At 39.8% G+C, this 15,397-nt stretch carries 9 protein-coding genes; 4 read left to right on the top strand and 5 right to left on the bottom strand.

Annotated features, from left to right (window positions below; translation table 11 throughout):
• Nucleotides 1-127: 127 nt before the first annotated feature.
• Nucleotides 128-670 carry a hypothetical protein gene (locus tag VYJ22_RS11025; RefSeq protein WP_329904119.1) on the top strand — a complete coding sequence of 181 codons (543 nt, stop codon included), beginning with the start codon at nucleotides 128-130 and terminating at the stop codon, nucleotides 668-670.
• Nucleotides 671-934: 264 nt separating this feature from the next.
• Here the strand turns inward: VYJ22_RS11025 and VYJ22_RS11020 are convergent, their stop codons facing one another.
• The 5 genes from VYJ22_RS11020 to VYJ22_RS11000 form a co-directional block, all read right to left on the bottom strand.
• Nucleotides 935-1,750, bottom strand: a complete 816-nt coding sequence (locus VYJ22_RS11020; protein WP_329904118.1) for a class I SAM-dependent methyltransferase — start codon at nucleotides 1,748-1,750, stop codon at nucleotides 935-937.
• Nucleotides 1,740-2,285, bottom strand: a complete 546-nt coding sequence (locus VYJ22_RS11015; RefSeq protein ID WP_329904117.1) for a GNAT family N-acetyltransferase — start codon at nucleotides 2,283-2,285, stop codon at nucleotides 1,740-1,742. Before VYJ22_RS11015 ends, VYJ22_RS11020 begins: the two co-directional genes overlap by 11 nt.
• A 491-nt stretch (nucleotides 2,286-2,776) precedes the next feature.
• Entirely contained in the window at nucleotides 2,777-5,113 is a 2,337-nt protein-coding gene (locus VYJ22_RS11010) for a family 20 glycosylhydrolase (RefSeq protein WP_329904116.1), read from the bottom strand.
• Nucleotides 5,114-5,250: 137 nt separating this feature from the next.
• Entirely contained in the window at nucleotides 5,251-6,531 is a 1,281-nt protein-coding gene (gene glyA / locus VYJ22_RS11005) for a serine hydroxymethyltransferase (protein ID WP_329904115.1), read from the bottom strand.
• Nucleotides 6,532-8,253: 1,722 nt separating this feature from the next.
• On the bottom strand, nucleotides 8,254-9,054 hold the full coding sequence (locus VYJ22_RS11000) for a family 1 encapsulin nanocompartment shell protein (RefSeq protein WP_329904114.1): 801 nt from the start codon (nucleotides 9,052-9,054) through the stop codon (nucleotides 8,254-8,256).
• Between the two features lie 496 nt (nucleotides 9,055-9,550).
• Here VYJ22_RS11000 and VYJ22_RS10995 point away from each other — a divergent pair, with 496 nt between their 5' ends.
• The 3 genes from VYJ22_RS10995 to VYJ22_RS10985 all read left to right on the top strand — a co-directional run bounded on the left by VYJ22_RS10995 (nucleotide 9,551) and on the right by VYJ22_RS10985 (nucleotide 15,265).
• The gene (locus VYJ22_RS10995) at nucleotides 9,551-12,754 is read left to right on the top strand and encodes a SusC/RagA family TonB-linked outer membrane protein (RefSeq protein WP_329904113.1); all 3,204 of its coding nucleotides are present in this window, start codon (nucleotides 9,551-9,553) and stop codon (nucleotides 12,752-12,754) included.
• 13 nt (nucleotides 12,755-12,767) lie between these two features.
• Complete coding sequence (locus VYJ22_RS10990; RefSeq protein WP_329904112.1) at nucleotides 12,768-14,333, top strand: SusD/RagB family nutrient-binding outer membrane lipoprotein; 1,566 nt, start codon at nucleotides 12,768-12,770, stop codon at nucleotides 14,331-14,333.
• 224 nt (nucleotides 14,334-14,557) lie between these two features.
• Nucleotides 14,558-15,265 carry a Bax inhibitor-1/YccA family protein gene (locus tag VYJ22_RS10985; protein ID WP_329904111.1) on the top strand — a complete coding sequence of 236 codons (708 nt, stop codon included), beginning with the start codon at nucleotides 14,558-14,560 and terminating at the stop codon, nucleotides 15,263-15,265.
• Nucleotides 15,266-15,397: the final 132 nt, after the last annotated feature.

Raw genomic sequence — 15,397 nt, 5'->3', positions numbered from 1 at the left:
ATTCTCTGAAATTTTGTGAATAAAGGTTATTTATGTATGTTTGCAAAGACAATAGCTGATATATTATTAAAAACTGTTTACAGTTGTAGTAGTATGAGGTTATATAACAATTAATAAATAACAAGTCATGAAGAAGATTTTACTTACAATAGTTGCAGTTTTAGGCTTTGCAACTTTAGGAAACGCTCAGAGTATTTTTCACAAAGGAACAAGCATGGTCAATGTAGGTATTGGTTTCGGTACAGAAAGCAATTCGTCCATCGTAATCCCCCCATTGTCTGCTTCCTATGAATTTGGCATTGTTGATAATATGTTCAGTACCGGTCAGGGTAGTCTTGGTCTTGGTTTCTATACAGGATATGCCAAGTATAAATATGATTTGGGATACATCCCCGAGTTTGCCAAAAGTCGTATCGAATACAGCAGTTTTGTTGTAGCACCTCAACTTTCATTGCACTATCAGTTTGTTCCCAAGTTGGATACATATGCCAGCCTTCTCATGGGTTACAGACTGTACAGCTACAATAGTGGCTACAAAGGTGATGATGGTGAGTTTGCATGGGGTATCCATGTAGGTGGTCGCTATATGTTTTCACCCAATGTAGGTGCATTCGTAGAGCTTGGTTACGGAGTTTCCAATGTGAGTGCAGGAGCTGCATTCCGTTTCTAATAATCTAAGTAAATCAAATATCTCCCTTAAGCCGTTTGCTTTTGAGCAAACGGCTTCTTTATATTACAGTTCAAAGTGTGATTCTGTCATATTTGCGATAGTATTGGACAAAGATTTCCCTTCTACACTATGCTCAGTTTCTTTTGACAGAACGAAAGTGATACCTCTTCTCTGCAGATGATGATGAACAAACAGCTTTGCGTATAGTGGATATCATATGGATGAGTTTGGTATAGTCCGATTCCTTTTCATTGATGTTGTATATTACAAAAGACTACTCATGTTTTTTATTTTTTCGGCAACCACTGAGAATAGAATCGGAATTAATCCCTCTTTACCTTTCACTTGGAATTCGCCATCCTTTTCGATCATATTTCCAAATAAATTGAAGGGAGAATAATCATACTCTACAAAATCAACTATCTGTAACTTATTTTGTAATAGAGCTTGAAACACTTTCGATAATCCGTGATTCCACGTTACCTCTTTGTATGTTCCTTTTTCGCTCGCATTGGTGTATGTCTCGGAAATAGTTAAATACTGTTCTTCACAGGAATAAGCAGATTCGATCTTTTCAAACTGTGTATCAAACATCCATAAAACCGGATGAAACTCTACCATGATGAATTTTCCTCCGACTTTCATATAGCGGTTAATTAAGTCTCCCCATTGGTTAAGATCAGGATACCAGTTAATGACACCATAACTGGTAAAAACGATGTCGAAAGTATCGTTCAGATGATTGGGTAAATCGAAAATATTGCAACAAATAAATTGGGCATCACTTTGCATCTCTTTTGCTAGAAATTTAGCTATGGCAATGGCTTCATCTGATAAATCCACACCGACAACCTTTGCACCCATTCGAGAAATAGAAATAGAATCCATTCCGAAATGACACTGCAAATGCAAAATCTTTTTGTTCTTTATATCTTTGAGCAAATCTATTTCAATCGGGTTCAGTGAAGATTTTCCATTCAGAAAACCTTTTACATCATAAAAATCGGAATCAAAATGCTCCTGAGTCCGCTGATTCCAACTGGTTCTGTTTGTTTCTATAAAATTATCATCAGTCTTCATTATCGTCCGATTTTAGCTTGCTGTAGATTTCCAAATCAGTGAATATATCTCCAGTAAGTAACTCCCCATCCCTTTCGACTCCTTCAAATGTAAAACCTAGTTTTTGGGGAATATTTATGCTTGGCCTGTTTCCAACTGCACATTTTATTTGAATTCTGTTGAGATCCAAATCACTGAAAGCAAACTCACAAAGGATTTTTACCGATCTTGTCATAATTCCCTGTTTTTGTTGTGATTGGGAAAGCCAATATCCTATTTCCGTCTTTTTATTCTGTTTATCAGTATCCTTAAATCCGATTAAGCCTATAACCTCATCTTTTTTCCTTATTGTAAAAACATACTCGAAACGGTCTTTAGGAGCACTGATTACAGAATTAACGAAGCTCTCTGTATCCGAAACCTCTTTTGTATATTCTACAAATGGCAACCATTTTCCTAAATACTCTCTTTGGGAATCAATCAAGTAAAACATATCTTTTGCATCCGATTGCTCTAATTGTTTCAATTCTATCTCATCATCAATTTTCAATATCATAGTATGTGTCTTTATTCGTTTGGTTCGAAAATCAAAGATAATTGTCTTTTCAACATTTTCAGTGATGTTATTTTTTATGGAGCGGTAGAGTTCTTATTATTATGATACTTATTACTATTAGTAGGTACCTTATTTTTTAATCTCACTAATTCTCCCCCCTGCCCTTGTCAAAGGGAGACTGTTGCAAAAGTCAACAGTCTCATGGATTTTGGAGGCAAAGCCGACAAAAGACACTTTGACCGGGCAGAGAGGGTAAAGTGCAAGGCGCTAAGAGTGAGTGCGCAGGGAGTTTACTTCAGGTAAATGACCAAGCGCGAATCTCGCAAGCAACGAAGCAATTTGCCTGCTATGCAACGGTCTCAAAGGATATGACTTCTGTAATAGCACCTATACAACAAAGCTGCAAGGACGATATACAATGATTGTATATTCCTTGCAGCTTATGGAGGAGTATAGTATCGTGTGATACTAATCTATTTCTCTATTTCATTTTATTGGTGAAAAAGCATATCTGCAGCTACTTTCTTAAACTCTTTGTCTTTTTCGGCACGTGTCTCTACATCTCCGCTATTCCAGTAAGTAGGCCAGCCACCGTATATCGCTCCTACCCATACCACTTTGATTGGGTGTAAGCCAGCTTTGAGAGCTCTACTTTTGTCTTTGCGCGAGTATTTCTTTACCTCTCCTGCATTGTCAATGAGCTTTTCGCCATCTATCCAGAACTCGTTGTTGTTTGTCGAGAAATAGTACACGCCGTCAGCGGGAATGTTTATGAACCCTTCAGCTACTACAGCTTTGCGTTTTACTTCGTCTATGCTGTTTTTGATAGTTTCGCCGATCAACTGATCCAGTGATTTTATCTCACCTTTGTTCCATGAGGTTGCTTTGGATAGGTCGGCAGCTTCCTGATATTCGCCATATGTAGTATTGGTGATAAGACCCGGCTTGGCATTCTCTACCGGTGTGGCTTCACTTGGAGTTTCTTTTACTACTTCTATGGTACGTATTGTGCTCATCTTACCTGAGGGCAATACAGAGGCTACTTTGAATGTTGTTGTTTGGCTTACGGGTATAGGTGATTCGTATACCTGAGATTCAGGTTTAGGATCACTTCCGTCTGTTGTGTAAACAATCTTGATCGGTCGGGTTGTCTGTAATGTAAGCTTGGTAGAATCTGTAAAAGCAACATAATCGCAGGAGCCATTGGGTTGCTCGGGTAGAGGAATGTGATAGTTCACCTCGTGCATATCGAGTCTTACATAAGCATTGTTGATACGGCGACAAAAATCTTTGAAGTCTTTTTTATCTTTGGGTGTCCACACAGCTTCGCTCAATGCTATTTCGCGTGGATATGCACGGTACTCCATAATTTCAGGTTGATACAAGTATTCAGACCATACGTTGCATTGCGATCCAAGTACATACTTATGTTTGTCTTCCGGCAATTCTTTGGGGATAGGGTAGTAGCCGTAAGTCTTTTCGAGTAAGTCATAGCCGCCAATGCCTACAGGCTCGATTTTAGGATCACCCTGATAGTGGTCGATATATAAACCGCCACCACCTGGAGTCATGATTACTTCGTGATCCATCTTAGCAGCTTTGATTCCTCCTTCTTCACCGGTCCAGCTCATCACTATGGCAGAGGGAGCCAAGCCTCCTTCAAGGATTTCGTCCCAGCCAATCATTTTCTTGCCGTGTTTTTCTACTACTTTCTCTATGCGTTGTACGAAATAACTTTGTAGTTCGTGTTCGTTCTTGAGTCCGTTCTCTTTCATCCTTTTTTGGCACAGCGGGCACACTTTCCAGCGATCTTTGGGGCACTCATCACCTCCGATATGGAAGTATTTACCGGGGAATAGAGGAGCTACCTCGTCGATTACATTTTCCAGAAACTCGAATACGCTCTCTTTGCCTGCACAGTATACGTCTTGCTCCACACCCCAGATGATACGAGGCTTGAAGTCACGTGGGAAGCACGCCAGCTCAGGGTATGCCGAGAGTGCTGCCATGGCATGTCCGGGGAGCTCTATCTCCGGTACTACCGTGATGAAGCGGTCTGATGCATACTTCACTACATCTTTGATCTGCTCTTGTGTGTAAAAACCACCGTATTCGGTACCATCGCCTTCAATTCTTTTGGAGCCTACTTCAGTGAGCTTGGGATATTTTTTGATCTCTATTCTCCAGGCTTGATCTTCAGTAAGGTGCCAGTGGAAATAGTTGATTTTGAACATTGCCATGATGTCGATCTGGCGCTTTACATCCTCTACCGAAAGGAAGTGGCGGCACACATCCAACATCATACCTCTGTAGCGGAAGGCCGGTTCGTCTTTGATCTCTACAGCCGGTATATTCCAGGGGACAGTATTGATTGTCTTAGGGCTTTCAATCTCAGCGGGGAGCAATTGCAACAGCGTTTGCATACCGTAGAAGAGTCCGTGAGCAGTCTTACCCGTGATTTGTACCCCTTTTTTGTCGCTATGCAGTGTGTATCCTTCGTCATTCATTTGGAGCGAAGGGTCTATCTTCAGGAGTAAAGCATTGCTCTGAGCAGCGTTTCCTTTTGAAATCTTAAGGCTGTAGCCTGTAGATTTACGCATTTTACTGCCAAAAAACTCTGCTATGGTATTAGCTTCATCTCCATCTGCAATGATTGATGTGCTGCCATTCATTTCGAAAGCACCATCGTTTTTTTGTACTAGTTCTTTGGGTAAGGGGATAATATTGATCCCTTCGTCGTATGCCGGCAGGGTTTTGGCTTTTCTGGAGCCACACCCGGCTACTGCAAGAGATAAAGCAGCCACGGCCATAAAGACAATCTTTTTCATTACAAAATAATTACTGGGTTAAAAAAAATAACAGGGACATACACCTCATCTGAACATAGTGGTATGCTCTGAGCTCTGGGTATGTCCCATCAGGTATAAAGGGATGTTTGTGAAAACAGGAAATTGTCAACAGTGTCTTATTCCCAGTCAAACATCGGATATTCGTTCATCATCTTGTTTACTTCGCTTCTCACGTCACCTATTACTTTTTCGTCTTCGGGAGCCGAGAGTACGCGGTCTATCAGTTCTACGATATAGTCCATCTTATCATCCTTGACACCTCTGGTGGTGATAGCAGGAGTTCCTACTCTGAAGCCTGAAGTCTGGAATGCTGAGCGGGAGTCGAATGGTACCATATTTTTGTTTACCGTAATATCAGCAGCTACCAACGCTTTTTCTGCTACTTTACCTGTAAGGTCAGCAAACTTGGGTCTCAAGTCTATGAGCATGCTGTGATTGTCCGTACCGTCTGAGATGATCTTGTAACCTCTCTTTTTAAATGCCTCGGCCATAGCAGCAGCATTTTTCTTTACTTGGGTCTGGTATTCCTTGAAGCTGGGTTCCAAAGCTTCGCCAAAAGCTACAGCCTTGGCTGCTATTACATGCTCGAGCGGTCCGCCTTGGATGCCGGGGAATACTGCAGAGTCCAGCAATGCAGACATCATCTTGATCTCACCTTTGGGAGTCTTCTTACCCCATGGGTTTTCGAAGTCTTTACCCATCAGGATAATACCACCGCGAGGTCCGCGCAGTGTTTTGTGCGTGGTAGAAGTGACAATGTGAGCATACTTTACGGGGTTTTCCAGGAGTCCTGCAGCTATGAGGCCTGCCGGGTGTGCCATATCGATGAGGAGTATGGCTCCTATCTTGTCGGCAATCTCTCTCATGCGCTTGTAGTCCCACTCACGCGAGTAAGCAGAGCCTCCACCGATGATAAGCTTGGGCTTGTGCTCCAGAGCTATCTTTTCCATCTCGTCATAATCCACTCTGCCCGTATCCTCTTTGAGGTTGTAGGCGATAGGGTTATACAGAATACCCGAGCTGTTTACTGCAGAGCCGTGTGAGAGGTGTCCCCCATGGGCTAGGTTGAGCCCCATGAAAGTATCTCCGGCATTGAGGCATGCCAGCAACACCGCCATGTTTGCCTGAGCACCTGAGTGTGGCTGCACGTTGGCCCATTCAGCATCGAAAAGTTTCTTCAGCCTGTCTATAGCCAATTGCTCACTTTTGTCAACAACTTCACATCCTCCGTAATATCTTTTGCCGGGATATCCTTCGGCATATTTATTTGTCATGCAGCTACCCATAGCTTGCATCACTTGGTCACTTACAAAGTTTTCGGAAGCGATAAGTTCGATCCCTTTTTTCTGTCTTTGATGTTCTTCTTCAATAAGATTGAAAATTGCTGAATCTTTCATTCTAATTAGTTTAAGATATTAATTGATCTGATAATTTATAATTATATAATTTATTACTTAATCTCAATATTGCAAAGATAATTAATTAGTCCATATTTTATCGCTTGATATTCAATAATCTCATTCTTTCAGTGTGATATAGTATGTTTTGTTCTTGTGTGATTGATCATTAATAAAGCATGATGGAGGTGATGGCATTTTAGTGGCCTTAATCCTTGTGAATGTGTAGCTAATGCATTGTAGATGTTTATTTATGGCCTCGCTGTCGAGTTGTAGGTTGTTTTGAATGTATTTGTGTGCCGGAAGTATATCATACAGACACTGCAATTGATGAAAATATCTTCCATGATGCTTGTGCAATTTTGACAAAATGTCAAAATTATATCCGTATTTATGTTTTTTATGAAACAGATGTAAGGAGGTTACTGCTAGTATTATAAATAAATTGATTTGAGGTGAAAGTGACTATAAAAAAGTTTTTTCCTAGTTACAAAGATGCCTTATTTATACAAAGTACAAATAAGAATAGGCCTGATGGCGTGTGTATAAGGCTTCAAAAAACAGCCTAAATAAATGTAACACAAATTAGCTTGGCTTATTCTCCAAAAAACTTATAAATAGATTTTGCTTATGTGTATGATTTTACGATCAAGGGTATATATACAGAATGTATAGTATATATCGTGTATGATGGAATTATTGTAATACTAAGAATATCGTGTTACAACTAAAATACATCTGTATCTTAACTAAAATGCGTAGGTGTTTTAGTTAAAGTATTTGTGTGTTTTAACTAAACTGTTTTCGTGTTTTAGTTAAGATACAATTGTGTTTTAACTGTAATATGAAGCAACATGATAGGTTTGCTGCATCACTCTGAGGAGATAAGGATAGAGGAGATAACGGCAAGGAATAAGTAGGATGTGAAAAGTGGCAACTCCGGGCGGAGTGAAGGATGACAAGACTTCTCGTCTCATCTGTGTATGAATATGTATTTAGCTAAGTGCTTATTATAATAGTGGTGTTTACAAGGTGTTTTGGGGTCAGTGCATGGCCAATTACTTCGTTGCTTGCGAGATTCTCGCTTGGTCATTTACCAGAAGTAAACTCCCTGTGCACTCACTCTTAGCGCCTTGCACTTTACCTTCTCTGCCCGGTCAAAGTGTCTTTTGTCGGCTTTGCCTCCAAAATCCATGAGACTGTTGACTTTCGCAACAGTCTCATTCTACATGTTTTTTAGCCTTATATTATGGTGTAAAAGCGCTGTAACATGATTGTTTGCGGCAGAGATATGAGAAGCCGATCTTCCTTGTTTGTAGCTCGAAAGGGATTCCGTGGAGTGTTATGATATTAGGAATTGAATTGAACATTGTGAGGTATTGTAAGTGATTTATACTGTTTGTATACAAAGATAGTACTTTGGGAAGCCGTTGTCAAGTCCCCATCAATTACTTAAAAATCAGAGGGGCGTATGTAAATCTAATCAGCCCATTTTACTTGACAACAATATATTAATTCTCATAATTGCTATTATTATGATATTTAGGAAGGGTTTTTATGAAGTGTAGATCTGTAATCGGGAGAGCTGTTATGTTTCTGACCTAAGGAACAAGGAGGGGTTAACTTCTGTATCTTTTACTTTTGGTGCGTTTGTTTATAAAAAGTACGGCAAAAGACATTTGTCCCTTGCCGTAGATTTTATGATGTTATGGTTGTTATAAATCAGAGATTCAACTGCACCGCGGCCTTGTCGTTTGTATTGGTAAAAGTAAAAGACTCCAAAAGGAAGAATCGTACTTTATTCTTGTCCATACTTTGGAAAGCAATGGAAAGATCTCTGCCTATGACAAAGTTGTTGTCCTCTGAATTGAAGGGGAAGAGCAATGCTCCTTTGACTGCGGGGGAGAGTTCTATTTCTGTTTTCAACTCCTCTTCTATCAAGGCGGCAAGAGGTTTGTTGCTCACGAGTTGTGAGGTTTTGGTGATAAAGTCGGGTCCTGCTACCAGTTGGTAAGGCCCCTCAACGCCCATGTCTTTCATGATGATAGCCGCCTTCAATATGGCGTCGATGATGCTTTGTGACGATCCGTCGGTAGCTACTTTGGGAGTGGACATCGATGGTATCAGCCCGGGGATGTTACCTTCTTTGTAGCCGTTGTATACACAGTTTTCCTCGAAGAGTATCATTTGCTTTACAGCATCTTCCAGATTGTCGAGGTTGGCAGCTTTGTTGCCTCGCTCTATGCTGAGTAGCTCATCCAAGTCCAACTCAAACTCTATCCTTGACTCTATCAAGGGCTGAACTATATTTGCCGAGGTTTTGATGCCGGGATAATTCTTTACAGCAGGGAGCTTATTGAGCCCTCCTGTTTGCACGCTCGTATATCTTGCTCCCCGAGGTTCCTCACAGTGCATTACTTTTCTGGCAGTGGTCTGAGCCTCCATCATTCTTGTTGCTGTCTCTACGAGTTCTTCCCAAATGGCGGGAGTAAGCGGGGCTTGATCTTTAAATAGAATCTCCATAGTGTTTTTGTATTATTAGTGATATTTATTAGTCAACATTTGTAAGTAAAATATTGTTGTTCGTTTCCTATGATTTGCAACGAACAGCTATGCCTCATTTTACATCCATATTTCTTTATTAGTATTTGTCTTTTTGCTCCATTATATTAGTGAAAAGCTCCTATAAGCACTGAAATTTATTTATTCTCTTGACATATAATTGTTATTTTTTATTTATTCGAATCTTTCTAATAAAATAAGTTTGTGATTCTCTTATTTATATGCGATATTATTCTTTTGTTTGCTTGTCGCCGTCTATGCTTCCTCTTTGTGTTTTACTATATGTTTCTTGTGTCTTTTTTTTATTGTTAACATAGTTTTATTGTCAAATTGATATTTGTTTGCAAAACTTTGTTGTATATTGTCGGCAAGTTTTTGAGGACTGTACGTTAAAAAGCTTATAAATACACGCAATATATATTTAAGAACTTAATGTTTAACTATTAAACAGTTGGATATGAAAAAATTTACTCTGTTTTTTGCAACGTTGATTGCATCCATTGGAATTGCGCTCGCTCAGCAAAAGGTTGTGAGTGGTATCGTGATTTCATCCGAAGACGGGCAGCCCATTATTGGCGCATCAGTCCGCTTAAAAAGCGATCCTAAAATAGGAGGTTCCACTGATGTGGATGGTAAGTTTAAGTTTCAGGCTCCCACATCAGCCAAAACCTTAGTGATATCTTTTGTAGGGATGAAGACTACGGAGGTTCCCATTACGCCCAACATGAGAGTCGTATTGGCATCTGATGCTCAGCAACTCAACGAGGTAGTGGTTACGGGTATGGGGATCAAGCGTGAGCAGAAGTCACTGGGTTATTCTACACAGAACATTAAATCTGATGAACTGAAGGCTGTGCGTACGACAGACGTCAATAATGCTCTTGCCGGCAAGATTGCAGGGGCCCGCTTTATGGGTGGATCAGCTGCTTCTTTCAATAGTGGTACTATTGTTCTTCGTGGATCGTCAACATTGGACGTAAATGGTTCCGAACCTATCTATGTAGTAGATGGTGTGATTACGAACAAGAATATGATCAACATGGATGACGTGGCTAACATCAACGTCCTCAAAGGCCCCGCAGCCACATCAGTTTATGGCTCTGAAGGTGGTAATGGAGCTATAATTATTACTACTAAAGGTGTAAGCGGAGAAGATCAAAATGAAATTTCTTTCAGTCACACGCTCACAGTAGATTTACCTAAACTATATTATAAAGGCCAAGGCGAATACGGAGGAGGTAGCTCACAAGACTTCTTTATCTATAAATGGAAAGAAGGTCAAGACCCAAAACTCAAAGGGTTGAATGGAGGCCGATATATCACTTATGCAGATGATATCAGTTGGGGACCTAAGTTCGATGGTAAACCTTATATACCTTACTACGCATGGGATCCTACAGATTCAGGCTATGCCACTACGGCTCCATGGCAATATGCGGGAGATAAGAATTTGTACGAGCTTTTCCGTAACGGCCTCACCAATACTACTAACGTTGCCTTTGGTCGTGCCGGTAAGAATCACATGACTCGTATCTCTTTCTCAAATGTACAGAAGAAAGGAGTCCTCTTTAATAGTGATGCTTTCAGACGCTACCTTACTTTCAAGACCCATTTTACTCCTTTGGATAATTTAACGATTGATTTGGACTATAAATATACGTATAGACAGAATCATAACGGTGCTGTAGAGGGCTATCGTACCAGTGATGGTCTGAGTGTATTGATGGAATACCAACAGTGGTTCCAAAATCAGGTAGATCTCAAGAGACTTAAAACCGACTATATGCGTCCTGATGGAACATATCGTACTTGGAATATCAATGGCCCTAACGATCTAAAAGAAGCATTCCATGGCAATCCTTTTGCAACAATGGATAATACAAATAAGACTGAAAATTATACATGGAGCGTATTCACCGGTTCAGCTAAATATGATATTACCAAACATATTGATGTTGCTTACTCTATCATGGGTAACCTCAGAAATTATTTTGGAGAGACAAAATACGGGTTTAACCTTCAAGGATTGACTCCCTTCTACGGACATTATCAGAATAGAACTGTTGATATCCGTAATCAAGGAAGATTGGGATATCGCAACGATGATCTTTTTGATCGTAAACTATCTATTCTTGCGAACTTATTCATAGAAAGCAGATCCAACGTATACGATAATGTGGAAGGAAAAACTGTTGGAGGACTTGTGATAAAAGATCTTTATAACTTGTCAAACTCTCAGGATAAACCAGAAGCCTTGAATGAGCGTATAAAATCGCAGCAACAGAGTATATTTGCAACAGCTTCTTTTGGTTGGGACAATACTTATTATGTTGACTTCAATATAAGGAATGATTGGAACTCTACACTGCCCGACCATAAAAACAGTTTCTTGTACGGTGGAGGATCAGCTTCTATAATCTTAAGTAATCTGTTTGAATCCGACGTACTCAACTTCTGGAAGATTCGTGGATCTGCTGCGCAGGTAGGTTCTACTATAGCACCGTATAATGTATACCAAACATATTCGACTGATAAGTTCGGTACTCTCACCTATGAAGTAAATAACAGGGAACTTACAAATCCTGAAATCAAACCTACTATTTCTACTTCATACGAAGTGGGTACAGAGTTTAAGCTCTTTAACCGTCGCTTCTGGGGAGATATCAACTTATATGACAGAAGATCTAAGAATCAGATTATCCCTTTGAATATTACCCCTTTCTCCGGATATTCATATCGGTATATCAATGCAGGAGAGATCAGGAACTATGGTATAGAAGTTTCTTTGGGTGTCACTCCTGTAAAAACGAAAGACTGGCGATGGGATGTAAACTTCAACTGGGCTATTAACAGGAATAAGTTGGAAGAACTTGCTGATGACGTACAACAACGCCGAGTAAGATACTTCGGATTCAATAAGAAGATATATCAATACAACGAAGTTGGTGAGGCCCTTGGTGTAATACGAGGTAATGACTGGAAAAAGGATCCTAACGGAAATATGATTCTGAGAAAGACTAAATATGGTTTAGAACCGATTGTGGGTAATGATGAAAGCTTGTATTACGGGTCTTCGCAACCTAAATATACAGGAGGTCTCTCTACCGGAATAACATGGAAGGATTTAAGTTTGCGAGCTTCTTTAGACTTCTCGGTTGGCGGTAAAATGGCTTCTGTAACTAATATGTGGGGAGAAGGAGCCGGTTTGCTCAAAACTACAGTAGGACAAAATAATCGTGGTGGAGAAATCAGAGGTGATTGGACTAAAGATGGAGGTGTGCCTATCAGCGGAGTACAAGAAGTAAAAGATGCTGCCGGAAAAATTACTTATGTTCCTGTGGAAGGATACGTAGATGCCTACAGATATTTCAGTGAACTGAAACCTAATGTGTGGAAAAATTATCTGTATAATGCTACTTACATGAAACTTCGAGAACTTGCCATAAGCTATCAGTTGCCCAAGAGATTATTGAGTAAGACTCCTATTAAGGCGGCTTCATTATCTTTGGTTGCTTCTAATCCATGGCTTATTTACAGCTCTATTCCCAATGTAGATACTTCTGAAACTGTTGCAAGTGCCGCAGCGGGAAATAGTTTCATCGAAGGAGGACAGACGGTAAGTACAAAGAGTATTGGATTTACTGTTAGTTTAAACTTTTAAATGAATATCAATTATGAAAAACTTAAAATATTTTTTCGCAGTATCAGTCGCTGCCATAACACTTTCCTCATGCGGTGATTTTAAAGATACCAATTACGATCCCAATAAACCTTCGGTGCAGGCTGCGGGACCAATGTTGCTAGGTGCACAAAAAGATTTATCATACTTCAACTATATTGATATCCGCTATAATCCGTGGGCTCCGATTTATTGTGGCTATATCACCGGGTTCAAGAATGACCAATTCGTCAAATTTGATATCAACATGTATTCTGCAGGATGGATTTACCGTACTCCCTTGCTGAACGTCTCACAACTTAATGCCCAGCTTGATAAGGATATTAAATATGCAAATAATGACCTTGGAGACGGAGAAAGTGTAAAAGGTATTCTTGAATGCATCAGAGCATTCTATTTTATGCACGTGACAGATATTTTAGGAAATGTGCCCTATAGGGAGGCTTTTAACGCTGCCGAGGGTGGCTACACCCCTAAATACGACACTCAGAAATTTATTTATGAGGACTTGGATAAACGTCTGTCTGCTTCATTCAAGAAAATGAACGAGAATATCAAAAGCAAATATGACATAATCTATGGTGGTAATATTTCTAAATGGAAGAAATTTAATGCCAGCCTTAGAATGATTATGGCTATGAGGTTGTCTGATATAGAGCCGGCTGTAGCCAAAGAGCGGTATCTGAAAGCTAAAAGTGATGGTGTAATAAGTAAGAACGATGAAAACTTTAGTTTCCTTTATTTGACTGATGCCAAGTCTGCAAATCCCTTGTATGACTATACTGTAACAAGGCCTAACCAACTTGCTTTTGCTCCTTCGTCATGTATTATTGATACAATGCTTAATAATAATGATATTCGTGTCGTTTCTTATGCAAGCGTAATTCCTGTAGGAAAAGAAAAGGATGGTGATAAAGAAAAAGAGGTTTATGACTTCTTGCCGATCACTTTTGGGATGTCTATTAAAGATATTGGCCTTTTTAAGGAAGCGCATCCAGACTTTAGTCATTTCCCTGCAGAAATGTTAATAGCCAATTATGATCAGAAACTGATTACTGCTGCGCACATGAAACTAATTCAGGCTGAAGCAGCTTTGAGAGGATGGACTTCAGATAAGGTTGCTGATCTGTATAAGGAAGGTATAACCTTGTCATTCGAAACTTGTAATCTCAGTGCCGGTAAGGGGGAGAATGATGCTCGCCTAAAAGCACTTAATCTAATAGATAAGAGATTCCAAAGTCTTAAGAAATTTGGGTCTGTAGAGGAATATATAGCACAGCCCCAAATTGCTCTTACGGGTAATTTTGAATCAGATTTAAAGAAAATAGCATTACAGCGTTGGGTCAATAACTATTGGAAAGATTGTGTGGAGTCGTGGGCAGATCTTAGGAAGCTGGATTATCCGGTGATCAAACCAGGTACAGCTGCTGCGGCAGTAGCCAAGTTGCCTACTCGCTTCATCTATCATACAGATGACTTTGACGCCAATAAAGAAAATCACAAAGCAGGCGCAACAACACCGGACGAGCCCAATACCAGACTTTGGTGGGACGTTAAATAAATCTTCTATACTCTAAGCCTGTAGGAGCGGGTGTCGGAATAGTCTTTGAGGCTTTTCAGGCACCCGTTTTATGTTATTTGAGTGGGTGTCACTCTTGAGATGTTTGAACTACTTTGGGGTACTTTTATTATATTTGTTTAAGTTTGTATATTACAATGATACGCATATGCGTTTTATGAGGTAGCAGATTATTAGTATTGTAAAATCAATTATTTTAAAGAAATATGAATTATAATGATCCAATGGTAGAAACCCAAAAAATTGAGTATAACTCATCTGTGCAGACTACGCTTTTCCAAAAAGTATTTATTTGGATGGCATTAGCTCTCGGCATTACGGGGTTGACTTCCATGCTTGTTTTCAACAGTTCGTTCGGCTATATGCTTTTTACGAATAGAACTCTTTTCTGGGGTATCCTCATTGCGGAACTTGTGTTGGTATTTGGAGTTACGGCGGCCATAAACCGTATATCATTTGCTGCTGCCACAGGTCTGTTTATACTCTATTCAGTCCTCAATGGTATTACTTTGAGCTGGATATTTATGGTATATACGTATTCGTCCATTGCCACTACATTCTTCATTACTGCCGGTATGTTTGGAGGGATGGCTCTAATAGGTTATTTCACTAAAAAAGACTTATCCTCGTGGGGTAATATCCTTTTCATGGCTCTGTTGGGGCTTATTATAGCATCTGTAGTGAATATATTCATGAAGTCTACAGCAATCTATTGGATCACAACCTTTGTGGGTGTGATACTTTTTGTAGCCCTTACAGCTTACGACGTCAATAAGATTAAGAATATGTTCAGAGAGATGCCCGTAGTGGATGATACTGCTAAAAAGATGGCTTTGTTGGGCGCATTGTCCTTGTATCTTGATTTTATCAACCTCTTCTTGTATATGCTGAGAATATTTGGCCGTCGAAATTGATTCCAGAAGTCCGGAGAAGTTGTTGTCTTGGGAATATTATAGTTGTTCCAAGTCCTATTCTCAGATTATCAGGCATAAAAAAGCACCGATCCTAAGTATACATCCTATGGATCGGTGTTTCTTTTTGAGATA

This window comes from Porphyromonas pogonae, assembly GCF_036320655.1.
GTDB lineage: Bacteria > Bacteroidota > Bacteroidia > Bacteroidales > Porphyromonadaceae > Porphyromonas > Porphyromonas pogonae.
The sequence above is the reverse complement of the archived record's forward strand: the minus strand, read 5'-3'. Positions and strand labels throughout refer to the sequence as shown.

Excerpts from the sequence above, each read along its gene's own strand:
- VYJ22_RS11010 (WP_329904116.1), bottom strand. The coding sequence starts at position 5,113 with ATGAAAAAGATTGTCTTTATGGCCGTGGCTGCTTTATCTCTTGCAGTA.
- VYJ22_RS11015 (WP_329904117.1), bottom strand. The coding sequence starts at position 2,285 with ATGATATTGAAAATTGATGATGAGATAGAATTGAAACAATTAGAGCAA.
- VYJ22_RS10985 (WP_329904111.1), top strand. The coding sequence starts at position 14,558 with ATGAATTATAATGATCCAATGGTAGAAACCCAAAAAATTGAGTATAAC.
- VYJ22_RS11020 (WP_329904118.1), bottom strand. The coding sequence starts at position 1,750 with ATGAAGACTGATGATAATTTTATAGAAACAAACAGAACCAGTTGGAAT.
- glyA (WP_329904115.1), bottom strand. The coding sequence starts at position 6,531 with ATGAAAGATTCAGCAATTTTCAATCTTATTGAAGAAGAACATCAAAGA.
- VYJ22_RS10990 (WP_329904112.1), top strand. The coding sequence starts at position 12,768 with ATGAAAAACTTAAAATATTTTTTCGCAGTATCAGTCGCTGCCATAACA.
- VYJ22_RS11025 (WP_329904119.1), top strand. The coding sequence starts at position 128 with ATGAAGAAGATTTTACTTACAATAGTTGCAGTTTTAGGCTTTGCAACT.
- VYJ22_RS10995 (WP_329904113.1), top strand. The coding sequence starts at position 9,551 with ATGAAAAAATTTACTCTGTTTTTTGCAACGTTGATTGCATCCATTGGA.
- VYJ22_RS11000 (WP_329904114.1), bottom strand. The coding sequence starts at position 9,054 with ATGGAGATTCTATTTAAAGATCAAGCCCCGCTTACTCCCGCCATTTGG.